At 43.8% G+C, this 23,715-nt stretch carries 21 protein-coding genes; 17 read left to right on the plus strand and 4 right to left on the minus strand.

The features are described from left to right. The first annotated feature begins 17 nt into the window (after positions 1 to 17). The 6 genes from ABT997_RS05435 (at position 18) to ABT997_RS05460 (ending at position 10,217) form a co-directional block, all read left to right on the plus strand. The gene (locus ABT997_RS05435) at positions 18 to 554 is read left to right on the plus strand and encodes a hypothetical protein (protein ID WP_306474702.1); all 537 of its coding nucleotides are present in this window, start codon (positions 18 to 20) and stop codon (positions 552 to 554) included. Between the two features lie 215 nt (positions 555 to 769). Continuing rightward, complete coding sequence (gene rpsL, locus ABT997_RS05440; RefSeq protein WP_001142332.1) at positions 770 to 1,183, plus strand: 30S ribosomal protein S12; 414 nt, start codon at positions 770 to 772, stop codon at positions 1,181 to 1,183. Positions 1,184 to 1,202: 19 nt separating this feature from the next. Next, positions 1,203 to 1,673 carry a 30S ribosomal protein S7 gene (gene rpsG, locus ABT997_RS05445; RefSeq protein WP_003003105.1) on the plus strand — a complete coding sequence of 157 codons (471 nt, stop codon included), beginning with the start codon at positions 1,203 to 1,205 and terminating at the stop codon, positions 1,671 to 1,673. Between the two features lie 234 nt (positions 1,674 to 1,907). After that, entirely contained in the window at positions 1,908 to 3,989 is a 2,082-nt protein-coding gene (gene fusA / locus ABT997_RS05450; RefSeq protein ID WP_350018929.1) for an elongation factor G, read from the plus strand. A 255-nt stretch (positions 3,990 to 4,244) separates the two neighbouring features. Then, positions 4,245 to 5,255: a type I glyceraldehyde-3-phosphate dehydrogenase gene (gene gap, locus ABT997_RS05455; protein WP_129269939.1), complete on the plus strand. Its 1,011-nt coding sequence runs from the start codon at positions 4,245 to 4,247 to the stop codon at positions 5,253 to 5,255. Between the two features lie 228 nt (positions 5,256 to 5,483). Then, positions 5,484 to 10,217 (plus strand): endo-beta-N-acetylglucosaminidase, encoded by a 4,734-nt coding sequence (locus ABT997_RS05460; RefSeq protein ID WP_350018930.1) that lies wholly within the window; start codon positions 5,484 to 5,486, stop codon positions 10,215 to 10,217. A gap of 94 nt (positions 10,218 to 10,311) precedes the next feature. Here ABT997_RS05460 and ABT997_RS05465 read toward each other — a convergent pair whose 3' ends face one another. Further along, positions 10,312 to 11,019: a hypothetical protein gene (locus ABT997_RS05465; RefSeq protein WP_350018931.1), complete on the minus strand. Its 708-nt coding sequence runs from the start codon at positions 11,017 to 11,019 to the stop codon at positions 10,312 to 10,314. A 141-nt stretch (positions 11,020 to 11,160) separates the two neighbouring features. Here ABT997_RS05465 and ABT997_RS05470 point away from each other — a divergent pair, with 141 nt between their 5' ends. From ABT997_RS05470 to glnA, 4 genes are all read left to right on the plus strand, one after another. Then, the gene (locus ABT997_RS05470) at positions 11,161 to 12,360 is read left to right on the plus strand and encodes a phosphoglycerate kinase (protein WP_006151517.1); all 1,200 of its coding nucleotides are present in this window, start codon (positions 11,161 to 11,163) and stop codon (positions 12,358 to 12,360) included. A 146-nt stretch (positions 12,361 to 12,506) separates the two neighbouring features. Then, on the plus strand, positions 12,507 to 13,040 hold the full coding sequence (locus tag ABT997_RS05475) for an FUSC family protein (protein ID WP_126404882.1): 534 nt from the start codon (positions 12,507 to 12,509) through the stop codon (positions 13,038 to 13,040). A gap of 69 nt (positions 13,041 to 13,109) precedes the next feature. Beyond that, entirely contained in the window at positions 13,110 to 13,475 is a 366-nt protein-coding gene (locus tag ABT997_RS05480; RefSeq protein ID WP_350018932.1) for a MerR family transcriptional regulator, read from the plus strand. Between the two features lie 41 nt (positions 13,476 to 13,516). Continuing rightward, entirely contained in the window at positions 13,517 to 14,863 is a 1,347-nt protein-coding gene (gene glnA / locus ABT997_RS05485; RefSeq protein ID WP_350018933.1) for a type I glutamate--ammonia ligase, read from the plus strand. A gap of 248 nt (positions 14,864 to 15,111) precedes the next feature. Here glnA and rnjA read toward each other — a convergent pair whose 3' ends face one another. Continuing rightward, positions 15,112 to 16,794 carry a ribonuclease J1 gene (gene rnjA, locus ABT997_RS05490; protein ID WP_350018934.1) on the minus strand — a complete coding sequence of 561 codons (1,683 nt, stop codon included), beginning with the start codon at positions 16,792 to 16,794 and terminating at the stop codon, positions 15,112 to 15,114. 3 nt (positions 16,795 to 16,797) lie between these two features. Further along, a complete protein-coding gene (locus ABT997_RS05495) occupies positions 16,798 to 17,028 on the minus strand; it encodes a DNA-dependent RNA polymerase subunit epsilon (RefSeq protein WP_126404878.1) in 231 nt (76 codons plus the stop codon). A gap of 284 nt (positions 17,029 to 17,312) precedes the next feature. Between ABT997_RS05495 and tsaB the strand changes: the two genes are divergently transcribed. The 6 genes from tsaB to ABT997_RS05525 all read left to right on the plus strand — a co-directional run bounded on the left by tsaB (position 17,313) and on the right by ABT997_RS05525 (position 21,336). Continuing rightward, on the plus strand, positions 17,313 to 17,996 hold the full coding sequence (tsaB, locus tag ABT997_RS05500) for a tRNA (adenosine(37)-N6)-threonylcarbamoyltransferase complex dimerization subunit type 1 TsaB (protein WP_350018935.1): 684 nt from the start codon (positions 17,313 to 17,315) through the stop codon (positions 17,994 to 17,996). Then, the gene (rimI, locus tag ABT997_RS05505) at positions 17,993 to 18,430 is read left to right on the plus strand and encodes a ribosomal protein S18-alanine N-acetyltransferase (protein ID WP_350018936.1); all 438 of its coding nucleotides are present in this window, start codon (positions 17,993 to 17,995) and stop codon (positions 18,428 to 18,430) included. The genes tsaB and rimI overlap by 4 nt, the downstream gene beginning before the upstream one ends. Beyond that, positions 18,420 to 19,436 (plus strand): tRNA (adenosine(37)-N6)-threonylcarbamoyltransferase complex transferase subunit TsaD, encoded by a 1,017-nt coding sequence (gene tsaD, locus ABT997_RS05510; RefSeq protein WP_350018937.1) that lies wholly within the window; start codon positions 18,420 to 18,422, stop codon positions 19,434 to 19,436. Before rimI ends, tsaD begins: the two co-directional genes overlap by 11 nt. Positions 19,437 to 19,529: 93 nt before the next feature. Beyond that, complete coding sequence (locus tag ABT997_RS05515) at positions 19,530 to 20,225, plus strand: AzlC family ABC transporter permease (protein WP_350018938.1); 696 nt, start codon at positions 19,530 to 19,532, stop codon at positions 20,223 to 20,225. After that, positions 20,212 to 20,541 (plus strand): AzlD domain-containing protein, encoded by a 330-nt coding sequence (locus ABT997_RS05520; RefSeq protein WP_350018939.1) that lies wholly within the window; start codon positions 20,212 to 20,214, stop codon positions 20,539 to 20,541. Before ABT997_RS05515 ends, ABT997_RS05520 begins: the two co-directional genes overlap by 14 nt. A 120-nt stretch (positions 20,542 to 20,661) precedes the next feature. Beyond that, positions 20,662 to 21,336, plus strand: a complete 675-nt coding sequence (locus ABT997_RS05525) for a hypothetical protein (protein WP_006595543.1) — start codon at positions 20,662 to 20,664, stop codon at positions 21,334 to 21,336. A gap of 40 nt (positions 21,337 to 21,376) precedes the next feature. Here ABT997_RS05525 and ABT997_RS05530 read toward each other — a convergent pair whose 3' ends face one another. Continuing rightward, on the minus strand, positions 21,377 to 22,717 hold the full coding sequence (locus ABT997_RS05530; RefSeq protein ID WP_006595544.1) for a sodium-dependent transporter: 1,341 nt from the start codon (positions 22,715 to 22,717) through the stop codon (positions 21,377 to 21,379). 249 nt (positions 22,718 to 22,966) lie between these two features. Here ABT997_RS05530 and ABT997_RS05535 point away from each other — a divergent pair, with 249 nt between their 5' ends. Then, the gene (locus ABT997_RS05535; protein ID WP_006595545.1) at positions 22,967 to 23,707 is read left to right on the plus strand and encodes a MerR family transcriptional regulator; all 741 of its coding nucleotides are present in this window, start codon (positions 22,967 to 22,969) and stop codon (positions 23,705 to 23,707) included. Positions 23,708 to 23,715 lie beyond the last annotated feature (8 nt).

The raw sequence follows: 23,715 nt of genomic DNA on the forward strand, positions 1-23,715 counted from the left end.
GAGAGGGAGAAAGGAAAATGAAAACAATTTTAGACCGTTTTGATCGTAGTCCCCTATGGCTTCGATTGGCAACGATATTCATCTTGACTGGAGTTCTTGTCGGTGGGCTTTATACGGTTCGTAAAAATTCTGCAGACCAGGTCACAGTAGTGAAGCAAGAAACCAAAAAAACAGGTTCTCTTCCTATTAAGAAGAAAGACCCTAAAAAAGCCAAAGAAGAAGAGGAAGCGAAAATCGCTGAAGCGGCTGAAAAAGCAGTTGCTCATTTTGAAACGACTGCAACTCAAGAAACCTTAACCGCTGCCCAAGAGGCCGTAGAAAAAGTGAAGGACGAAACCAAGAAACAGGCCTTTCAAGCTCGTATTCAATATATTGTAGACTATTACGGAATGCAAACCAATCAGAATACTCAATCAACTGATACGAATCAAGCTAGCCAAACAGTTCAACCTCAACAAGTCGTTCCCGCAGAAGTCCCTCAGTATCAGTCCAATGAGGTTCCTCAGGTTTCGAATGCTACCACACCGGCTGTAACGCAACAAACTGAACAATAATCTGGCGCGATTTTAAGAAGAGTCAATCGTGTAAAAAAGAGAAAAAATCTTGACAGTGAAAGTACCGCTATGTTACAATAATAGACGGTACTTTTTACTTTTGGTCTCTCAAGAGTGTACAGGGACGTGCTGACAAATGTTGCAAAAGTACACACAGATGGTAGCTGTCACCAAGTGTATCATCACCAAAAATAAAAAAATACAGGAGAATGTAGATGCCTACAATTAACCAATTGGTTCGCAAACCGCGTAAATCAAAAGTAGAAAAATCTAAATCACCAGCTTTGAACGTTGGTTACAACAGTCATAAAAAAGTTCAAACAAACGTTTCTTCACCACAAAAACGTGGTGTTGCAACTCGTGTTGGAACAATGACACCTAAAAAACCGAACTCTGCCCTTCGTAAATTCGCTCGTGTACGTTTGAGCAACTTGATCGAAGTTACTGCCTACATCCCAGGTATCGGACACAACTTGCAAGAGCACAGTGTGGTGCTTCTTCGTGGTGGACGTGTAAAAGACCTTCCAGGGGTACGTTACCATATCGTCCGTGGTGCACTTGATACTGCAGGTGTTAACGATCGTAAACAAGGCCGTTCTAAATACGGTACTAAACGTCCAAAAGCATAAGGAAAGGGGATAAAGAGAAATGAGTCGTAAAAATAGAGCTCCAAAGCGCGATGTATTGCCAGATCCGCTTTACAATTCACAACTAGTTACTCGTCTTATCAACCGCGTTATGCTTGATGGTAAACGTGGTACAGCAGCTTCAATCGTTTACGGTGCTTTTGAGCAAATCAAAGAAGCTACTGGAAATGACGCGCTTGAAGTATTTGAAACAGCAATGGAAAACATCATGCCTGTACTTGAAGTACGTGCACGTCGTGTTGGTGGATCTAACTACCAAGTCCCAGTTGAAGTTCGTCCAGAACGTCGTACAACACTTGGACTTCGTTGGTTGGTAACCATCGCTCGTCAACGTGGTGAGCACACAATGGTTGATCGCCTTGCTAAAGAAATCTTGGATGCTGCAAACAACACTGGTGCAGCAGTTAAGAAACGTGAAGACACTCACCGTATGGCTGAAGCTAACCGTGCCTTCGCACACTTCCGCTGGTAAGATTAAGATACTAAGGGCGTTAAAAAAGCGACTGAAAATTAGGAAGCTTGACGAAGAATCAAAGATTCTAGGAAAGCTTATCTATTTTCCGAGCTTTTAGCCCGAGTTCAATTGAGCTCAAATCAGCTAAATCAAACAGGATAAACAATGAGAACGGGTAGGTCCTGCCTATCCGTTTTTGTTAAATCATGTTATAATAGTATAGAAATAAAAAATATAGGAGAACAAAACCTCATGGCACGCGAATTTTCACTTGAAAAAACTCGTAATATCGGTATCATGGCCCACGTCGATGCTGGTAAAACAACTACAACTGAGCGTATCCTTTACTACACTGGTAAGATTCACAAAATCGGTGAAACTCACGAAGGTGCGTCACAAATGGACTGGATGGAGCAAGAGCAAGAACGTGGTATCACCATCACATCTGCTGCGACAACCGCTCAATGGAAAGACACTCGTGTTAACATCATCGACACACCAGGACACGTGGACTTCACTATCGAAGTACAACGTTCACTCCGCGTTTTGGACGGTGCTGTAACGGTTCTTGACTCACAATCAGGTGTTGAGCCTCAAACAGAAACAGTTTGGCGTCAAGCAACTGAATACCGTGTTCCTCGTATCGTATTTGCGAACAAGATGGATAAAATCGGTGCTGACTTCCTTTACTCAGTAAGCACACTTCATGATCGTCTTCAAGCAAACGCACACCCAATTCAATTGCCAATCGGTTCAGAAGATGACTTCCGTGGAATCATCGACTTGATCAAGATGAAAGCTGAAATCTACACCAACGACCTTGGTACAGACATTCTTGAAGAAGATATCCCAGCTGAATACCTTGACCAAGCTCAAGAATACCGTGAAAAATTGGTTGAAGCAGTTGCTGAAACTGATGAAGACTTGATGATGAAATACCTTGAAGGTGAAGAAATCACTAATGAAGAATTGAAAGCTGGTATCCGTAAAGCGACTATCAACGTTGAATTCTTCCCAGTATTGTGTGGTTCTGCCTTCAAGAACAAAGGGGTTCAATTGATGTTGGATGCAGTCCTTGACTACCTTCCAAGCCCACTTGATATCCCTGCAATCAAGGGTGTGAACCCAGATACAGACGAAGAAGTAGAACGTCCAGCATCTGACGAAGAGCCATTTGCAGCGCTTGCCTTCAAGATCATGACTGACCCATTCGTAGGTCGTTTGACATTCTTCCGTGTATATTCAGGTGTCTTGAACTCAGGTTCTTACGTATTGAACACTACTAAAGGTAAACGTGAACGTATCGGACGTATCCTTCAAATGCACGCCAACACTCGTATGGAAATCGAAACAGTTTACTCTGGTGATATTGCTGCTGCTGTTGGTTTGAAAGATACAACAACTGGTGACTCATTGACAGATGAAAAAGCGAAAGTTATTCTTGAGTCAATCGAAGTTCCAGAACCAGTTATCCAATTGATGGTTGAACCAAAATCTAAAGCAGACCAAGACAAGATGGGTATCGCTCTTCAAAAATTAGCTGAAGAAGATCCAACCTTCCGCGTTGAAACAAACCCTGAAACAGGTGAAACAGTTATCTCTGGTATGGGTGAGTTGCACTTGGATGTCCTTGTTGACCGTATGAAACGTGAATTCAAGGTTGAAGCCAACGTTGGTGCTCCTCAAGTATCTTACCGTGAAACATTCCGTGCTTCTACACAAGCACGTGGATTCTTCAAACGTCAATCTGGTGGTAAAGGTCAGTTTGGTGATGTTTGGATCGAATTTACTCCAAACGAAGAAGGAAAAGGATTCGAGTTCGAAAATGCGATCGTCGGTGGTGTGGTTCCACGTGAATTCATCCCTGCAGTAGAAAAAGGACTTCAAGAATCTATGGCGAACGGTGTCCTTGCTGGCTACCCAATGGTTGACGTGAAAGCGAAGCTTTACGATGGATCATACCACGATGTCGACTCATCTGAAACTGCCTTCAAGATTGCTGCATCTCTTGCTCTTAAAGAAGCAGCTAAATCAGCACAACCAGCTATCCTTGAACCAATGATGCTTGTAACCATCACAGTTCCTGAAGAAAACCTTGGGGATGTTATGGGTCATGTAACTGCTCGTCGTGGACGTGTAGACGGTATGGAAGCACACGGTGCAAGCCAAATCGTTCGTGCTTATGTACCACTTGCTGAAATGTTCGGTTACGCTACTGTCCTTCGTTCTGCAACTCAAGGACGTGGTACTTTCATGATGGTATTTGACCACTACGAAGATGTACCGAAATCAGTACAAGAAGAAATCATTAAAAAAGCTAAAGGTGAAGCATAATTTTACCGTCTAGCTAAAAGCTTTCCTCATAGGAGGAAAGCTTTTTTTGATTCGAAAAGAACTTAAGGCCTCTTCCTCATAAGAGATAGTGAAAATGAATATGAAAGTTTGTGTAATATTTCTAATCCTAATGAAATCAGTTGCATTTTAGGGGAAGAAAGTATATAATAATATTGTTGAAAGATGATTTGTAACCTATCAAGTTACTCTTTTCACATAAAAAATTTTTTGATTTTCATAAGGAGGAAATCACGAATGGTAGTTAAAGTTGGTATTAACGGTTTCGGTCGTATCGGTCGTCTTGCTTTCCGTCGTATCCAAAACGTAGAAGGTGTTGAAGTTACTCGCATCAACGACCTTACAGATCCAGTTATGCTTGCACACTTGTTGAAATATGACACAACTCAAGGTCGTTTCGACGGTACTGTGGAAGTTAAAGAAGGTGGATTCGAAGTTAACGGTAAATTCGTTAAAGTTTCTGCTGAACGTGATCCAGAACAAATCGACTGGGCTAACGACGGTGTAGAAATCGTTCTTGAAGCAACTGGTTTCTTTGCTAAGAAAGAAGCTGCTGAAAAACACTTGCACCCAGGTGGAGCTAAGAAAGTTGTTATCACTGCTCCTGGTGGAAACGATGTTAAGACAGTTGTATTTAACACTAACCATGACATTCTTGATGGTACTGAAACAGTTATCTCTGGTGCTTCATGTACTACAAACTGCTTGGCTCCAATGGCTAAAGCTCTTCAAGATAACTTCGGTGTTGTAGAAGGATTGATGACTACTATCCACGCTTACACTGGTGACCAAATGATCCTTGACGGACCACACCGTGGTGGTGACCTTCGTCGTGCTCGCGCTGGTGCAGCTAACATCGTTCCTAACTCAACTGGTGCTGCTAAAGCTATCGGTCTTGTAATCCCAGAATTGAACGGTAAATTGGACGGATCTGCACAACGCGTTCCAACTCCAACTGGATCAGTTACTGAATTGGTTGCAGTTCTTGAAAAGAACGTTACTGTTGATGAAGTAAATGCAGCTATGAAAGCAGCATCTAACGAATCATACGGTTACACAGAAGATCCAATCGTATCTTCAGATATCGTAGGTATGGCTTACGGTTCATTGTTTGACGCAACTCAAACTAAAGTTCTTGACGTTGACGGTAAACAATTGGTTAAAGTTGTTTCATGGTATGACAACGAAATGTCTTACACTGCACAACTTGTTCGTACTCTTGAATACTTCGCAAAAATTGCTAAATAATTCATCTGTATGATGAGAGGAGGGTAACCTCCTCTTTTTTTGTACTTTTTTTAGTTCCTCCTCACCTTATTATAGGATTTGCTAAAATGAATTGACAGACCTCTCTTTAAAGGGGTAAACTAAATCTGAGTGAAGATTTCCAATTCAAAAAAATGTAAGCGATTGCACGCGAGTGAAGGAGGAGTGTTTTAGGAGATTGGAAATCAGTAAAATAAGATGGAGGTCAAGATGAAAGGTCATCAATTTGAAAAACAACAACGTTTTAGTATCCGAAAGTTTAGTGTGGGAGTATGTTCTGCATTGATTGGATTGGCATTTTTAGGAACGGGGGCAGTCTCAGCAGATGAGACGCATGCGACTAATGAACAACCCTTAGAAGCTTCCACAGCAAATACGGAAGATGTCAATCATTTGATTAGAGAAGCGGGAGTCTACACTGCAGATGCTGCTTTGCCAACTGCAGAAACAGCAAAACCAGTTGAGGTAGCAACTCCAGCAACGACAGAGGCTGGTCCTGCTAGCACGGAAGCTAGCCCGACGACGACAGATACTCCAGCCGTTTCAGCGACGGAACAACCAAAAGTAGCTGCAGAAAAAGTGGAAGATTTACCAACCAATGAAGAAAAACAATTAAGACCGAAAGAAGTTAAGTTCGATACCTGGGACGATCTCTTGAAGTGGGAACCAGGAAAACGAGTAGATGATGATTTGAACAGAGCAAGTGTCCCCCTTGCTAGCCGTTTTCAAGGGAAGCAAATCAACGAGCAAGCCAACCCAGATGCAAAGATCCAAGCCCTTTCTAACATGAACTCAAAGGCTAAGGATCATGCTTCCGTCGGTGGGGAAGAGTTTAAGGCTTATGCTTTTGACTACTGGCAATATTTGGATTCTATGGTCTTTTGGGAAGGACTTGTCCCTTCAGCAGACGTGATTGATGCGGCTCACCGAAATGGGGTTCCTATTTATGGAACACTCTTTTACAACTGGTCTAGTAGCATTAAGGATCAAGAACGCTTTGCAGAAACCTTGAAAGAAGATAGTGAAGGCTCAAAAACCTTCCCGATTGCTCGGAAATTGGTGGATTTAGCGAAGTACTATGGTTTTGATGGCTACTTTATCAACCAAGAAACAACAGGGAACTTAGTAGAGCCTTTGGGGCCAAAATTAAGAGATTTCCTTCTTTATACTAAGGAGTATGCGAAGAGCATCAACTATCCGATTAAGTACTCTTGGTATGATGCCATGACTTATGAATATGGTCGCTACCATGAAAATGCACTGGGTGAATACAACTACAATTTCATGCAGCCTGAAAATGGGGAAAATCCAGTTGATACCTTCTTTGCCAACTTTAACTGGGGCAAATCAGAAGTTGATTATTCGATTAGTACAGCCAAATGGATTAACCGCAATCCTTATGATGTTCTAGCTGGACTCGAGCTCCAAAAAGGAGGCTCTTATAAGACTAATGTGGACTGGAATGCTATTTTAGATGAGCATGGGAAGTTGCGTCTATCTCTTGGGCTTTATGCGCCAGATACCATTACGGGTCTAGGAAAAACGGGAGAAGGTTATCATACTCACGAAGATCTCTTCTGGACTGGCTTCCAAGGGGATCCGACTAAAGGGAAACCAGCAGACCAATCTTGGTACGGGATGTCCAATCTAGTAGTGGATAAAACTCCAATTACAAGTGCTGATTTCAATACGTCCTTTAATACAGGCCACGGCAAACATTGGTTTGTGGATGGCAAGATTTCTAAAGAAGGGGAGTGGAACTACCGTTCTGTTTCTGGCTACCTTCCAACATGGCGCTGGTGGGTAGAGCATAGTGAAGATAGTACGCCATTAAAAGGTCGCTATGATTTTGATCAAGCCTACAATGGAGGGAACTCTTTAACCTTTGAAGGGGATTTGAAAGCTAATAGCAGCCAAAATGTCATGCTCTATTCTACTAAGATTCCTGTGACAGAAACGACAAAATTAAGTGTGTCTCACAAGGGTGGGGTCGGAGCTGCTGCTTGGGTAGCTGTTGCCACAAAAGAAGACTACTCTGAATACGAATGGAAGGAATTGACACCGAGTGCGGATTGGTCTACTCAAACCTTTGATTTGGGAGGCTTGGCGGGTAAGACTATTTATGCCGTTAAGATGTTCTTTGATCATGATGCAGATGTCAAAGATTACAAGTTCAACCTCGGTCAATTGTCGATTACGTCGAAACAAGAAAAACCAGCTGCTCCTTCTGAAGTAACTGTGCAAGGCAAACGCCTACAAAATGCACAAGAAGCAGAAGCGGTCCTAAACTTCAAAGGGGTAGCAGATGCGGATTATTATGAAGTCTACGAAAAAGATGGCGACAACTGGCGCCTCTTAACAGGGTCTTCTGCGACAACCGTCTATCTACCAAAAGTTAGCCGTTCAGCAAGTGCTGAAGGAACAACTCAGGACCTCAAGGTCGTTGCAGTTGGGAAGAACGGCCAACGTTCAGATGCAGGAACTGTGGCCTTTGATTGGGGTATGACCGTGTCAGATACCAGTCTTCCAAAAGCCCTAGCACCAAACGTGGTCATCGGAGCCAAAGTCATTGGTTCAAGCTTCCCAGATGCGGATGGTAGTGAAGGCATCGAGGGGATGTTAAATGGTACCATTACCAGTCTTTCAGATAAATGGTCCTCTGCTCAATTGAGTGGAACCGTCGATATCCGCTTGACACAACCTCGGACCATTGTTCGATGGGTCATGGACCATGCCGGTGCGGGTGGGGAGTCAGTCGATGATGGCAAGATGAATACCCGTGACTTCGACCTTTACTACAAGGATGAAGCGGGTGAATGGAAGCTCGCTAAGGAAGTTCGTGGCAATAAAGCCCATGTGTCCGAAATTACACTGGATCATCCGATCAAGGCTCAAGAATGGCGTCTCCATGTCATTACGGCAGATAACGGAACTCCATGGCAAGCCATCCGGATTTACAACTGGAAGATGTATGAAAGTCTGGATAAGGAAACGGTCAACATCCCGATGAAACATGCTGCAGCGCAAAACTTAGGCAATCATTTTGTCCAAGTCGGCTTCAAAGATGTACCGGCCAATACCACACTGACTCTTTATGCCGATAAAGAAGCGACTAGCCCAATTGCGACCATGACAGCCAATCAAGCTGGAAATCTGATCTTTAAACCACTGGCTTTTGAATCAACCCCATCTCTTCTCTACTATCGTGCGCAAGAACCTGGCAAAGATATCAGTAATGTTCTAGCGATCGAAGTTCCAAAAAATGATAAAGAAATTGCGGGACTTCAATTTGAAGATGGTTTGACCAAGAAGGTTTACCGGGAAGGGGATGCTCTTTCCTTGAAAGGGGCGACTCTCCGTGTTCATTATAAAGATGGCCAAGCAGATCAACTGGTCAACCTCACCAACTCAGGTGTAGAGATTCATGGATTTGACAGTAGCAAGCTTGGAGAACAACACCTAGAAGTTTCTTACCTTGGTCAGAAATTGGATAAGACTCTCACTGTTTTTGTGGTCAGTGCAGAGGAAGCCGGTGAAAAAGCAGTTGCTGGTCTAGAATTGACCGACAAACCAAAAGTAGAATATATCGTCGGAGAAGCATTTGAAAAAGAAGGCGGGCGCTTTACAGTTGTCTTTGATGATGAAACAACCGAAACGCACGCTTTGACCGATGAAGGGGTGGAAGTAACTGGCTTTGATGCGACCAAGGAAGGCCGTCAAACCATCACCATCCATTACAAAGGAGCTAGCACAAGTTTTGATGTCCTCGTGAATCCAAAACCAGCTCTCAACGATGAATACCTCAAGCAAAAATTGGCTGAAGCTGAAGCTGCAAAAGCCAAAGTAGACTTCATATTTGCCAGTCCTGAAGTCAAAGAAGCCTTGTTGGCTGGAATGGCTGCTTCTGAAAAAGTCTTGAAAGAGCACGATACCAGCACACAAGATCAGGTCAATGAGCAGTTGAACCAATTGACCGCTCTCTTGAAAGCCTTAGATGGACAAGCTAATCTAGTCAAAGAGAAAGAAGCACTTTCTGCTCTGACAGAAGAAGCGACAGCTCTATTAGCAAGCAAGCCAAATCACCCTTCTGGTGACGCTTTGCAGGCACTGGTTGAGAAAAACAAAGAACTCCTCGACTCTTCAGAGCTCACTCCTGAAGCGCTCGCAACCGCAAAAACAGGACTAGAGACCTTGATTGCGCTCCTGAAAGAAGATAAGCCAGCGGTCTTTGTAGACCTTGCGACTGGAGTCGAAGTTCAGTTCTCTAACTTGGAGCCGACTGCTATTAAGGGGTTGAAAGTTGCGAAAGTTGGAGCCAATCAGGCAGAAAAAGAAGAGCTGAAGGGACGAGAAGCGACTCTCTTTGATATCGAAGGAGTCGATGCAAGTGGTCAGGATGTCGATACCCAGCATCCATCACTTGTAAAAATCCCTGTGGATAAGGATAAAGAAGTGGAGCAAGTCCTCTTCTTCCCAGAAGGTCAAGCTCCTCAATCCTTGGCCTTTGAACGGGTGGGAGATGTGGTTATCTTTACAGCTCCTCACTTTACCCACTATGCGATTGTCTATAAGACACCAAGTCCAGCGGTACCGGATCAACCTGCGACACCAGATCAACCAGCTCAGCCGGAGAATCCAACAAAGCCAGAACAACCGGATGACAATCAAAAATCACCAGAACAATTGAATCCAACGAAACCAACTGATTCATTGAATCAAAAGGAAAATGGTCCAGATCTTCTGGATCAAGGAGTTCAACAAGTTTTGAGTCGCTATTTAACACCGTCTAAAGAAGGAATCTCTCAACAAGATCATCAAACCAGCAAAGATACTGACAAGGAATTGCCAATAACTGCAAGTTTAGAGGCTACTTTTGCAGCAGAAGCTGTTCTCCTAGCAGCGCTTGGAGGCTTCCTCTTGGCTGGTAAGAAGAAAGAAGAGTAATTCTATCTACCCAGTGATTATCCATTCTGTAGACTCGCCAAGTAAAAACCTCCCTTGTAATCGTCAAGGGAGGTTTGCTCTTGTTTAAAAAATCTTAAAAGGCGTTCCAAAGAAGGAAAAAAATCAGAATACAGCTCCAAGCATTTCCTGTACGTCTATGAATTTGGAGCATTCCATAAATTAGAATGAAAACAGTACTTTCTTGTAAGAGAGACGAGGGGTTAAGTCCTATCATCCCATGGATAAGCAGGCAGATCAAGGCGCAAATCAAGGCTCCTAGATTCCAAAAGCCGTTTCCTTTTTGAGGATAGCGGAGGTTGATCTTTTGGGCAATTAAGACATAATTAAACCCTTCCCAGAATCCCCATATAAGAGAAATGAAGAAATAAACTAGGAAATTGATGGGGAAGGGACTTGCTAAGACCTCTTTAGTTAGGAGGATGGATTGAAAAGGAAGATAGGAGTGTACCTGGCCTGAAGCGATGAGAAAAATAAGAAGAGGTAAGGCAATCAGGGCTGTTTGAAGGAGTGTTGGGAAGATTTCTTTTCCGACTAATCCATATTTCTGTAAACCTTCCTTGCGATAGATCAGGATGACGCTAGCTCCCAAGCCCGCTATAGAAAATTGACAAAGTGCGAGAACGAATAAGCGCATCCAGAGAGAATGGTCTGGGTTTCGACTGAAGCTGATGATCGGCTCCTGGAAAGCTAGAAAGCCTATTAGAGGAAGAAAGGTAAAAAGTGCCAGGATATTTAAATCTTGATCGGCTTCTTTTTGTTGACTAGATAATCCTTGTTTCATCTCGATCTCCTTTTTTAAATCTATTATAGGTTCTATGGGCTGGACTGTCAATTAGAGGGGAAAAGCTTTGGGTTTTTCTACCTCTTTTACAGCTTTTGTGATATAATTATCATGTATAAAAAATAGAAGGAGTCATATCCAATGGCAAAATTGACTGTTAAAGACGTTGACTTGAAAGGGAAAAAAGTTCTCGTTCGTGTTGACTTCAACGTTCCTGTAAAAGATGGCGTGATCACAAACGACAACCGTATCACTGCTGCTCTTCCAACAATCAAGTACATCCTTGAGCAAGGTGGACGTGCAATCCTCTTCTCTCACCTTGGACGTGTAAAAGAAGAAGCAGACAAAGAAGGTAAATCACTTGCTCCTGTAGCGGCTGACTTGGCTGCTAAATTGGGTCAAGAAGTTACATTCCTTCCAGGTGTTACTCGTGGTGCTGAATTGGAAGCAGCGATTAACGCTCTTGAAGATGGACAAGTTCTCTTGGTTGAAAATACTCGTTATGAAGATGTTGACGGCAAGAAAGAATCTAAAAACGATCCTGAACTTGGTAAATACTGGGCATCACTTGGAGATGGTATCTTCGTAAACGATGCATTCGGTACAGCTCACCGTGCACACGCATCTAACGTTGGTATCTCAGCAAACGTTGAAAAAGCTGTTGCTGGATTCCTTCTTGAAAACGAAATTGCCTACATCCAAGAAGCAGTTGAAGCTCCAGAACGTCCATTCGTGGCTATCCTTGGTGGTTCAAAAGTTTCAGACAAGATCGGTGTTATCGAAAACTTGCTTGAAAAAGCTGATAAAGTTCTTATCGGTGGTGGGATGACTTACACATTCTACAAAGCGCAAGGGATCGAAATCGGTAACTCACTTGTAGAAGAAGACAAATTGGATGTCGCTAAAGCTCTTCTTGAAAAAGCAAACGGCAAATTGATCTTGCCAGTTGACTCAAAAGAAGCAAACGCATTTGCTGACTACACTGAAGTGAAAGACACTGAAGGTGAAGCAGTAGACCCAGGTTTCCTTGGTTTGGATATCGGTCCAAAATCTATCGCTAAATTTGATGAAGCATTGACTGGTGCGAAAACAGTTGTATGGAACGGACCAATGGGTGTATTTGAAAACCCTGACTTCCAAGCTGGTACAATCGGTGTGATGGACGCTATCGTGAAACAACCAGGTGTTAAATCAATCATCGGTGGTGGTGACTCAGCAGCTGCAGCGATCAACCTTGGTCGCGCAGACAAGTTCTCATGGATCTCTACTGGTGGTGGAGCTTCAATGGAGCTTCTTGAAGGTAAAGTTCTTCCAGGACTTGCAGCCTTGACTGAAAAATAAGACGGTTCCTCATGAACCATAGAAGAAGCACCGAAAGGTGCTTTTTCTATTGGATGTGAGTAGAAGGAAGCTAGTCGATCTTCATTTCCCTGCTTGAACCTTTCTAGAAATATGTTAGAATAAAAGAGATAGAAAGATAGGGGACAATGGATTACTTTAAACGACATAAATTTGACCGTTCCAAATTTCGATTAGGAATGCGAACCTTCAAAACAGGGATAGCCGTTTTTCTGGTTCTATTGATTTTTGGTATCTTTGGCTGGCGGGGCTTGCAGATTGGGGCGCTGACAGCTGTCTTTAGTTTGAGAGAAGATTTTGATAAGAGTGTTCACTTCGGAGCTTCGCGCGTGATGGGCAACAGCATCGGTGGTTTTTATGCGCTGCTGTTCTTTATGATTAAGATCCTCTTCCACAATGCTTTTTGGGTAACCCTGATTTTTGTGCCCATTGCGACCATGTTAACCATTATGACCAATGTCGCCATGAACAATAAAGCTGGAATCATCGGTGGTGTTTCAGCCATGTTGATTATTACTCTCTCGATTCCGACAGGAGAAACTTTCCTATATGTTTTTGCCCGCATCTTTGAAACCTTTATCGGAGTCTTCGTTGCGATTTTGGTTAATTCAGATGTGGATCGGATTCGAGATTTTATAAAAGAAAAAAGAAAAACCATGTGAGATTATATGACATTTTAATCTTGACATCGGTTTTTTTTCGGTTATAATAGAAGGGAAAGGAGGTCGGGTATGAAAGAAAAAGAACTAAGACGAACGTTAGCGGTCTTTCCGATTGGTAGTGTTATGAAATTGACGGATTTAACAGCTCGTCAAATTCGCTACTACGAAGATCAACAACTCATTACTCCGGATCGAACAGAAGGCAACCGTCGGATGTTTTCTCTTAACGATATGGATCGCCTGTTGGAAATCAAGGATTACCTATCGGAAGGTCTCAATATCGCAGGAATTAAAAAACGGATTGCTGAGAAAGAAGCTAAACGTCAAGCTGCCAAGGTTGTCAGCGAGAAGGAAGTTCGAAGGGCTCTTCACCGCGACATTCTCCAGCAAAGTCGCTTTCATACGACCTCATCGTCATATGGTCAGTTACGCTGATCATTCTTTTTGCTTATTGCTTTATTCATAAGGAGACACACATGTCAATTACTGTTGAAGATATTCGCCGCGAAGTCAAAGAAAAAAATGTAACCTTTATTCGGTTGATGTTCTCAGATATCTTAGGGACCATGAAAAACGTTGAAATTCCAGCGACAGATGAACAGTTGGAAAAAGTTCTATCAAACAAGGCTATGTTTGATGGATCTTCTATTGAAGGGTTTGTTCGGATTAATGAATCTGATATGTATCTCTATCCTGACTTGGACTCTTGGACGGTTTTCCCTTGGGGAGATGAGAACGGTAGTGTTGCAGGATTGATTTGTGATGTCTATACAACAGAAGGGGAACCTTTTGCAGGAGACCCACGTGGTAACCTCAAACGTGCCCTTCGTCACATGGAAGAAGTTGGCTTCAAATCTTTCAACCTTGGACCAGAACCAGAGTTCTTCCTCTTTAAGCTCGATGAAAATGGAGACCCAACTCTTGAGGTGAATGACAAGGGTGGCTATTTTGATCTGGCTCCGACAGACCTTGCCGACAACACTCGTCGTGAGATCGTTAATGTCTTGACTCAAATGGGATTTGAAGTAGAAGCTAGTCACCACGAAGTGGCAGTGGGACAACATGAGATTGACTTTAAGTATGATGAAGTTCTTCGCGCATGTGACAAGATCCAAATCTTTAAACTCGTTGTCAAAACCATTGCTCGCAAACACGGTTTGTATGCAACCTTTATGGCTAAGCCAAAATTTGGGATTGCTGGTTCAGGGATGCACTGTAATATGTCCTTGTTTGATGCCGAAGGAAACAATGCCTTCTTTGATCCTGAGGATCCACGTGGGATGCAGTTATCAGAAACAGCTTATCACTTCCTTGGTGGTTTGATCAAGCACGCATACAACTATACAGCCATCATGAATCCAACGGTTAACTCTTACAAACGTTTGGTTCCAGGTTATGAAGCACCCGTTTACATCGCTTGGGCTGGTCGCAACCGCTCCCCATTGGTTCGTGTACCAGCTTCACGTGGTATGGGAACACGCCTTGAATTGCGCTCAGTAGATCCGATGGCCAATCCTTATATTGCTATGGCTGTTCTTTTGGAAGTTGGTTTGCATGGGATTGAAAACAAAATCGAAGCACCCGCTCCGATCGAAGAAAATATTTACATCATGACAGCGGAAGAGCGTAAAGAAGCTGGAATCACTGACCTTCCATCTACCCTTCACAATGCTTTGAAAGCTTTGACGGAAGACGAAGTAGTTAAGGATGCTCTTGGTGAACATATCTATACCAGCTTCTTAGAAGCCAAACGCATCGAGTGGGCAAGCTATGCAACCTTTGTTTCACAATGGGAAATTGATAACTATTTGGACTTGTATTAAGCAGATCCATACAAAAATGAGCTAGGTTTGATGACCTGGCTCATTGTTCATATATAGAAAATGAGAGTGGGACAGAAATCGATAATTCGTTAGAATTCGATTTCGTCGTCCCACCTCCGCACAGTTGAGTAGGGCTGTAAAAGCTGATGAAATCAGCGTAGTAGAGCCCACTCAACCACTGCGTCTTGCTCGACAATCCAAAGACAATTGAGAGGCTAGGACTTTTGTCCCAGCCTCATTCTTTTTACTTAATTTTCTTTATCTGGTGTCAAAATCATAGGGATAATGATGGGTTCACGTTCCGTGCTTTCGTAAAGGAAAGGACGAAGGGCGTTGACAATAGCACCGTGTACGGTTTGAATGTTGGCATCCTTGTTCTTCAAGGCGATACGAATGGCATTGAAGAGGATGCGTTGGCTTTCACGGATCAAATCTCCTGATTCACGCATGTAAATGAAGCCACGGCTGAGAATATCTGGTCCAGCTAAAATCATTTTTGACTTGAAGTCAACTGTTGCAACAGCAAGCACGACACCGTCTTCGGACAGATCACGCCGGTCACGAAGGACAGCAGCACCGATTTCCCCGATGCGGTTTCCATCGACATAGATGTCTTGAGCATTAAAGCTTCCTGCGATACGAGCAGAGTTGGCTGTAAGGGCGAGGACATCACCGTTACTCATGATGAAGATATTGTCTTTTTCTACTCCGCAATCACGAGCAAGTCCTGCGTGGATCTTCTGCATCCGGTATTCACCATGGACAGGCATGAAGTATTTTGGTTTGATCAAGCGGAGCATGAGTTTTTGTTCTTGTTGCCCCCCGTGTCCAGATGTATGGATGTTGTTGATCTTCCCGTGAATAACATCGACACCCGCTTCAGAAATCGTATTAATCAATTTGTTAACGCTGGTTGTATTCCCAGGAATCGGACTAGATGAGAAGATAACGGTATCTCCCGGTTGGAGTTGCACTTGGCGGTGGGTTCCATTAGCAATCCGAGATAGGGCCGCCATGGGCTCCCCTTGACTCCCTGTACACATAATGAGGATTTCGTTTGCCGGGTAATCTTTGATCTCACTTGGTTCAATAATTGTTCCAGGAGGTACCTTGATATAGCCCAGCTCAATCCCGTTGACAATGGCTTTTTCCATCGAGCGTCCAAAGACAACAATCTTACGGCCGGTTTTAACAGCGGCATCCGCAGCCTGTTGGAGACGGAAGATATTAGAAGCAAAGGATGCAAAGATGATGCGTCCATGAATGCCTTCAATGATCTTCATAATGGATTGGCCAACGACTTTTTCAGAGTTGGTAAAGGTTGGGACTTCCGCGTTGGTTGAGTCAGAAAGCAGACAGAGGACGCCTTCCTCTCCTAGTGCAGCCATCCGGTGAAGATCGGCCGGATCACCAACGGGCGTGAAGTCAAATTTAAAGTCTCCCGTGCAGACGATTTTTCCTTGAGGTGTGTGGAGAACAATCCCCAAAGGTTCTGGAATGGAGTGAGTTGTACGGAAGAAGGTCGCTTTAATATGCTTAAAGGTCAACTCCGTATTTTGGTTTATTTCATAGAGTTTAGCACCGCGAAGGAGGCCATGCTCTTCCAATTTTCCACGAATAAGGGCTAGGGCCAAAGGTCCAGCATAGATGGGCACATTGGCTTGCTTCAAGAGGAAGGGAATTCCTCCGATATGGTCTTCGTGTCCGTGAGTAATCAAGACCCCTTTGACACGGTCGATATTTTCAACGATATAGGAATAGTCAGGAATAACGTAATCAATCCCTAACAAATCATCTTCAGGAAACTTGATCCCAGCATCTACAATGATGATTTCGTCTTGGTATTCAATCCCATAGGTATTTTTACCAATTTCCCCGAGACCTCCAATGGCGAAAACACCAACTTCTTCAGGTTTTAAGGTATATGCCATGGATTAGAACTCCGTAATTTCAAATGCGCCAGACTCTTTTTCATATTCTAGGTGTTGGTCTGACAAGAGGGTGATAAATTCGATGTTGTATGATGTATTTTCTTCAACGATGCGACGAGCTTCAATGCGTCCTTCCAGCTCATTCTTAGCATCAATATCGAGATAGAGGGCATGAGTCGTTTCACGACGAGGGTTTCGTTCTTTTGTTTCTTGGTAGAAAACTTTGTAAATCATTTCGTTTTGGTTCCTTTCATTTGTTCGGACTGTAGCAGAAAAGAAACAGCTAGTAGCTAGCTGAGACACCTATTCTTGCTTTCTTTTGTCCTGATTCGATACAATTATTATTCATTATACCATAAATAGGCTCTAAGGAAAAGATGCAAGCAGGCTCTGAAAGCAGAAGGAAGCGCTTTTTTAGAGGGAATAGAGAGCAGGGGATTTCACAGTCTGAGGGGGGCTTCCTCTACCGTTTGGCGTCTATTTGTAGTATAATATGAGACAGACAACGAGGAGAAAATATGAAAGTATTAGCATTCGACACCTCCAGTAAGGCCCTATCCGTTGCCCTTTTGGAGGAAGAAAATTTATTAGCAGAGTTGACGCTTACAATCAAGAAAAACCACAGCATTACCTTGATGCCTACCATAGAATTTTTGATGGCGAGCATTGATTGGAAATCGACAGATCTGGACCGCATCGTCGTAGCAGAGGGACCTGGATCCTATACTGGCTTGCGAATTGCGGTGGCAACGGCTAAAACTCTAGCTCAAACATTAAAGATTGATTTGGTAGGGGTATCTAGTTTACTAGCCTTGGTACCAGAAGAGATAGAAGGTCTGGCCATTCCAGTAATGGATGCCCGGCGCAACCATGTCTATGCGGGCTTTTACCAAGAGGATCAGCTGGTCTATCCGGAGGCTCACCTCTCTTTTGAAGCGGTATTAGAAAGAGCAAAGGGAGCTGAAAAGGTGACCTTCCTTGGGGAAGTGAAAGCCTTTGGGGAGCAGATACAAGAAGCCTTGCCGCATGCTCAGATGCTAGAAACTCTACCGGATGCGGTACGGATCGGTCGACTAGGACTTACAAAAGAAGCTGTCTCCGTTCATGGTTTTGTGCCCAACTACCTCAAGCGGGTAGAAGCTGAGGAAAACTGGCTCAAGGACCATCAAGAGTCTGGTCAGTCTTACATCAAACGCCTATGATCCGTATCGAGAAGGAGGCGGGGCGATTTGACGTAGCCCCTCAGTTGGTAGAAATCTTAGACGATGTCTATGCACAAAGCCCATGGACCTTGGAGCAAGTCCTAGCAGATCTTGGTCAACCTCAAAACTGGTATGCCTTTGCCTATAGTGGGGAAGAATTGGTTGGCTTCTTGGCCATACAAGAAAATCTATACGAGTTAGAAGTCGTCCAAATTGCTGTTCGAAAAGAGTGGCAAGGTCGCGGGATTGCTGGTCAGCTACTAGAGACCGTCCCTTGGGAGAAAGAGGTCTTTTTAGAGGTGAGAGAAGGAAACACTCCGGCTCGGACTCTCTATCAGAAGCAAGGATTTAAAGAAATTGGTTGTCGGAAAGGGTATTATCATGCCCCTTCCGAAGACGCTATTATGATGAAAAGGGAAGCAAATGAAGGATAGATATATTTTGGCATTTGAAACATCTTGTGATGAGACCAGTGTCGCCGTCTTAAAGAACGATACAGAGCTCTTGTCCAATGTCATTGCCAGTCAAATTGAAAGCCATAAACGCTTCGGGGGTGTGGTTCCAGAAGTTGCCAGTCGGCACCATGTCGAAGTCATTACGGCCTGTATTGAGGAAGCGCTAGAAGAAGCGGGCATTACAGAAGAAGAAGTCACAGCGGTTGCGGTGACGTACGGACCCGGTCTGGTTGGAGCTCTCTTGGTTGGCCTTGCTGCGGCCAAGGCCTTTGCTTGGGCCCATGGGATTCCTTTGATTCCTGTCAATCATATGGCAGGACACTTGATGGCTGCTCAAAGCGTTGAGCCTTTAGAATTTCCGCTCTTGGCCTTGCTTGTCAGCGGAGGACACACCGAGTTGGTCTATGTCTCGGAGGCGGGTGATTATAAAATTGTTGGGGAAACGCGTGATGATGCGGTTGGTGAGGCCTACGATAAGGTCGGCCGCGTCATGGGCTTGACCTATCCAGCCGGTCGCGAAATTGACGAGTTAGCGCATAAGGGTCAGGATATCTACGATTTCCCCCGTGCCATGATCAAGGAAGATAATTTGGAGTTCTCATTCTCAGGGCTCAAATCAGCCTTTATCAATCTCCACCACAATGCCAAGCAAAAAGGCGAGAGCCTGTCCAAGGAAGACCTAGCGGCTTCCTTCCAAGCGGCGGTGATGGATATCTTGATGGCCAAGACCAAAAAATCCCTGGAAAGATACCCGGTTAAGACCCTGGTGGTGGCGGGAGGAGTCGCGGCTAACCAAGGATTACGTGAACGCCTGGCTTCTGAAATCACGGATGTTAAGGTCATCATTCCGCCTCTGCGCCTTTGTGGGGACAATGCGGGGATGATTGCCTATGCTAGTGTTAGCGAATGGAATAAGGGAAATTTTGCTAGCTTAGACCTCAATGCTAAGCCAAGCCTTGCTTTTGATCCGTTAGAAGAGAACTAGAATAGTTAAAGAACAGACATAAATGACGGGAGTACGATTCCCGTCTCTTTTTTGTTATAATAGTTAGCATCATAAAATGGAAAGGAAGAAGGAGTGGAGAAGAATTTTCAGCAGGGGGTCAGGGATGCCCTTCCGACAGCCTTAGGTTATATCAGTATTGGCTTGGCTTGTGGTGTGGTAGCTTCGCCCTATCTCTCCCCTTTAGAAATGGGCTTGATGAGTCTCTTAGTTTACGCAGGGGCTTCTCAGTTTGCCATGATTTCTTTGATTGCCGTTCATTCGTCCCTCATGAATATTGCCTTAACTGTCTTTTTCATCAATTTGCGCAATATGCTCATGAGTCTGCATACCTCCCCTGATTTTAAGGAGGCTAGCCTGGTCCATAATATTGGAATTGGTAGTTTGTTGACAGATGAAAGTTATGGGGTTTATTTAAGCGAAAAATTGAAAAATGACCGGATCACTGTTCCCTGGATGCATGGCAATAATGTGGTCGGTTATCTAGCCTGGGGCTCATCAACTATTTTGGGGACAGCGTTGGGGGCCCTCTTACCTAATCCTAGTGCCTTTGGCTTAGACTTTGCACTAGTGGCCATGTTTATTGGGATTTTTGTTGGTCAGTTTCAAGGAATGCGTTTGACGGAAAAGATGTCAACCATGCTCCTTGTTTTAGGTGCTGTAGCTTTTAGCTTTTTCCTCTTGACCTTCTTTTTGAGCCAATCCTTGGCTGTTTTAGTAGCTACTTTAACAGGTTGTTTTGTGGGGGTGATGTGTGATGCGCGTGAATAGTTGGGTTTTCTTGGTTATTTTGATTTCAGCAGTGGTCACCTGGATTCCACGTATTCTGCCCTTTGTTTTGGTCAAATACAGGGGCCTACCAGATCCAGTCCTGCGTTTTCTAAAGTACCTTCCCATTGCCATCATTTTTGCCTTGATTCTTTCCAGTCTAGTTGAGGGGAAGGTGGGCCAGCTCCCTCAGGTTCGATGGTTGGATCTGCTAGCAGCCGTCCCGACCATGCTGGTAGCCTTTCGCTACAAAAACCTAATGGGCACGGTTCTATTTGGCATTGTTTTGGTTGCTCTCTTACGATTGCTTGTTGCCTGAATCTCCTGAATTTTTAGATAGATTACTGTTTGTTGCAAATATTACAAAAATATTTCAAAAAAAGCTTGACATTGAGTAATATTGTAATATAATAGTTTTTATCAAATGAAGTGAGGGATCATGATGATGAAAAAATGGACAAGTTTAGCACTTTTAGGATTAACTTCTGCAAGCCTACTCGTAGCCTGTGGTTCAAAAAAAGAAGAGAACAAATCTTCTGCTAAAGAAGCACAAACGACGGTGAAGTCTAGTCAGAAAAAAGCAAAGGCTGCTTCTGGTAAGAAAGAGACAAAAGCTACTGAAGCGAATTCGCAAGAAGGGGCACAAGCTGCTTCTAAAGATGTAGCAAACTCAGGTCAAACTGAAGCAGGATCTGCTGCAGCAAGCACTGACAAGGCCACAGATTCGTCTCAAATGGTGCCAGAAGAGCTGGTAGGGACTTGGACAGGAACAACCGAAATTGCCAAAGATGTCCAAATGACCGTGGCTGCGGACGGTACGGTCACTACGACAGCTAACTTTTATCAAGCTGACTTGAATCCTGTTCGTACTGCAACAACAAAAGCCAAGGCCGTCCAAGCTTCTGGTAATGTCTATTACTGGGAAACAGACGAACCTGGCGCTTTTGATGCCCTTCTTCCAGGGATTGCTGGACTTGGAGGAGCGAATATGAAGGTAAAACCCGGTTTCATTTTAGAAGAGGGCCACTATACACCGATTGTATTTGTAACAGGGCTTAATGAAGACTTTGATTATAGCAAATACAATGATTTCCGTGTTTCCCTTACAAAATAAATAAAAATCCACGAATCCCTAAGGAGTCGTGGATTTTGTTTTAGATAAATTGTGTAATAAAGACAATGAGGATGACGATTGGAATCACAAAGCGAAGCAAGAAAATCCAGAGCTTGAAGAAGAAACTCTTGGTTTTCTCTTCTCCCACCTTGAGTTCTTCTTGGGCTAGGACTTGATCAAAGAGATAGCCTGTAAACAGGGAGAGGCAGAGAGCTCCAAAAGGCATGAGGAGGTTGGAAACCAAAAAGTCCATGCAATCAAAGAAGGATTTTCCAAAGAGGGTCCATTTGGAGAGCACTCCATAGGAAAGAGCAGATGGGATCCCAAAGACAAAGGTCAGAAGACCAATGATTTGGCTCCATTTAGCCCGCTTTTTGTTGTCTTGGTTGGTAACATTTCCGACATTAATCTCTAACATGACGACGGATGAGGTAATAGTCGCAAAGAGGAAGAGAAGAAGGAAAAGCAGGTAGAAGAGAGTACCAAAAGGCATCTTGTCAAAGACTTGTGGAAGGACTACAAAGAGGAGCCCCGGTCCACTAGTAGAAGGGATTTGAAAGGCTGACATAGCTGGGAAGATCGCCAAGCCCGCCATGATGGAAACGGCAATATTCATGAAGACGACGGAAATCCCGGATTGGACCAGGTCAGTGTCCTTGTCCAAATAGGAAGCATAGGTCAACATGGCCGTCACCCCTAGAGAGAGGGCGAAGAAAGATTGGCCCAAGGCATAGAGAAGACCTTCGCTGGTCATCTTGGAGAAGTCTGGCTTGAGGAAATAGGCGACTCCCTCCCAAGCGCCAGGTAAGGTCAAGGAACGACCAATCATGACTAAGAAAATGATGAAGAGAAGAGGCATCATGAATTTTGAGGCCTTTTCAATCCCTTGTTCCACCCCCTTAGAAACAATCAAGACATTGAGGAGGATGAAGATGGCCTGGGCCCCAAGAACCAACCAGGGATTTGAAATAATCTCCCCAAAGAGCTGGGTATAATCACTAACTGAGAGAAGTTGGAATAACTCTCCCAAGGCGACTCCTAGATAAATCAGGATCCAGCCACCGATGACACTGTAGAAGGAGAGGAGGATGAACAGGGCAAAGGCACCAATCCAACCGATTCCATCGTAGAGGCGACGGCCACCGAGTTTTCCAAAGGTCTTAATGGCAGAGACACCAGCTGCACGTCCTAGAGTAAATTCAGCCAGTAAGAGGGGAAAGCCGATGAGTAGAGTTGCTATCAAAAAAACGAGAAGAAAACTTCCGCCCCCGTTAGCAGCGGTCATATAGGGAAATTTCCAAACTGCTCCAAGCCCAATTGCAGAACCTGCAGAGGCTAGGATGAAGCCAATTTTGGAACCCCATTGAGATTTTTCAGACATCTTTAAAACTCCGATCTATTTTTAAATAAGAAAAGGCTACTTGAGTTATCAAATAGCCTTCTCTCAACGGCTCTTTAGGAGCCTTCTGTGTGATTGATAGACTTGATTATCCTATCATGATTTTTAAAGACTGTCAAGAAAGCGGTTTTCATGTTTTTATAGTTTTCTCAAAAAGTTAAAAAATTTTCGCAAAAACACTTGACTCTGACCTAAGGGGAGGGGGTATACTATCATTGTAAGGAGCAAATCATGTACCAAATAAAAGAAGCTGCGCAGCTTTCAGGTGTCTCTGTCAAGACCCTGCACCACTATGACAAGATAGGACTCTTGGTCCCCTTAAAGTCGGAAAACGGCTATCGAACTTACAGTCAAGAGGATTTGGAACGCCTTCAGGTCATTCTTTACTACAAATATCTAGGGTTTTCTTTAGAGAAAATAGCAGAGCTATTAAAGGAAGAAAGAATAGATTTATTGCCCCATTTGACTAGGCAGTTGAACTATCTAACTCGAGAAAGGCAACATCTGGATACCTTGATTTCCACCTTGCAAAAAACGATTCGAGAACAAAAAGGAGAAAGAAAAATGACCATTGAGGAAAAATTCACTGGATTTAGCTATCAAGATCATCAAAAATACCAGCAAGAAGCGGTGGAGAAGTATGGCCAAGAAGTCATGGATCAAGCCCTCGAACGCCAAAAAGGTCGTGAAGATGAGTCTACGGCTGCCTTTAACCAAGTCTTTCAAACTTTAGCACAAAATCTTCAAGCTGGTTTACCTGCAACAGCAATTGAAAACCAAGAGCTAGCAGCCAAGCTCTTGCAAGCCATTCGTACTTATGGATTTGACTGCTCTATTGAAGTCTTCGGACATATCGGTAAAGGATACGTCTATAACCCTGAGTTCAAGGAAAATATTGATAAATTTGGACCTGGAACAGCCCAGTACACATCAGATGTGATTGCCCACTATGTTGAAAAACAGAGCAAATAATCGGCGGA

The sequence above is a fragment of the Streptococcus australis genome (assembly GCF_040226615.1).
Lineage (GTDB): Bacteria > Bacillota > Bacilli > Lactobacillales > Streptococcaceae > Streptococcus > Streptococcus australis_E.

Coding starts and splice junctions, on each gene's coding strand:
- ABT997_RS05435 (WP_306474702.1), top strand. CDS start 18: ATGAAAACAATTTTAGACCGTTTTGATCGTAGTCCCCTATGGCTTCGA.
- rpsL (WP_001142332.1), top strand. CDS start 770: ATGCCTACAATTAACCAATTGGTTCGCAAACCGCGTAAATCAAAAGTA.
- rpsG (WP_003003105.1), top strand. CDS start 1,203: ATGAGTCGTAAAAATAGAGCTCCAAAGCGCGATGTATTGCCAGATCCG.
- fusA (WP_350018929.1), top strand. CDS start 1,908: ATGGCACGCGAATTTTCACTTGAAAAAACTCGTAATATCGGTATCATG.
- gap (WP_129269939.1), top strand. CDS start 4,245: ATGGTAGTTAAAGTTGGTATTAACGGTTTCGGTCGTATCGGTCGTCTT.
- ABT997_RS05460 (WP_350018930.1), top strand. CDS start 5,484: ATGAAAGGTCATCAATTTGAAAAACAACAACGTTTTAGTATCCGAAAG.
- ABT997_RS05465 (WP_350018931.1), bottom strand. CDS start 11,019: ATGAAACAAGGATTATCTAGTCAACAAAAAGAAGCCGATCAAGATTTA.
- ABT997_RS05470 (WP_006151517.1), top strand. CDS start 11,161: ATGGCAAAATTGACTGTTAAAGACGTTGACTTGAAAGGGAAAAAAGTT.
- ABT997_RS05475 (WP_126404882.1), top strand. CDS start 12,507: ATGGATTACTTTAAACGACATAAATTTGACCGTTCCAAATTTCGATTA.
- ABT997_RS05480 (WP_350018932.1), top strand. CDS start 13,110: ATGAAAGAAAAAGAACTAAGACGAACGTTAGCGGTCTTTCCGATTGGT.
- glnA (WP_350018933.1), top strand. CDS start 13,517: ATGTCAATTACTGTTGAAGATATTCGCCGCGAAGTCAAAGAAAAAAAT.
- rnjA (WP_350018934.1), bottom strand. CDS start 16,794: ATGGCATATACCTTAAAACCTGAAGAAGTTGGTGTTTTCGCCATTGGA.
- ABT997_RS05495 (WP_126404878.1), bottom strand. CDS start 17,028: ATGATTTACAAAGTTTTCTACCAAGAAACAAAAGAACGAAACCCTCGT.
- tsaB (WP_350018935.1), top strand. CDS start 17,313: ATGAAAGTATTAGCATTCGACACCTCCAGTAAGGCCCTATCCGTTGCC.
- rimI (WP_350018936.1), top strand. CDS start 17,993: ATGATCCGTATCGAGAAGGAGGCGGGGCGATTTGACGTAGCCCCTCAG.
- tsaD (WP_350018937.1), top strand. CDS start 18,420: ATGAAGGATAGATATATTTTGGCATTTGAAACATCTTGTGATGAGACC.
- ABT997_RS05520 (WP_350018939.1), top strand. CDS start 20,212: ATGCGCGTGAATAGTTGGGTTTTCTTGGTTATTTTGATTTCAGCAGTG.
- ABT997_RS05525 (WP_006595543.1), top strand. CDS start 20,662: ATGATGATGAAAAAATGGACAAGTTTAGCACTTTTAGGATTAACTTCT.
- ABT997_RS05530 (WP_006595544.1), bottom strand. CDS start 22,717: ATGTCTGAAAAATCTCAATGGGGTTCCAAAATTGGCTTCATCCTAGCC.
- ABT997_RS05535 (WP_006595545.1), top strand. CDS start 22,967: ATGTACCAAATAAAAGAAGCTGCGCAGCTTTCAGGTGTCTCTGTCAAG.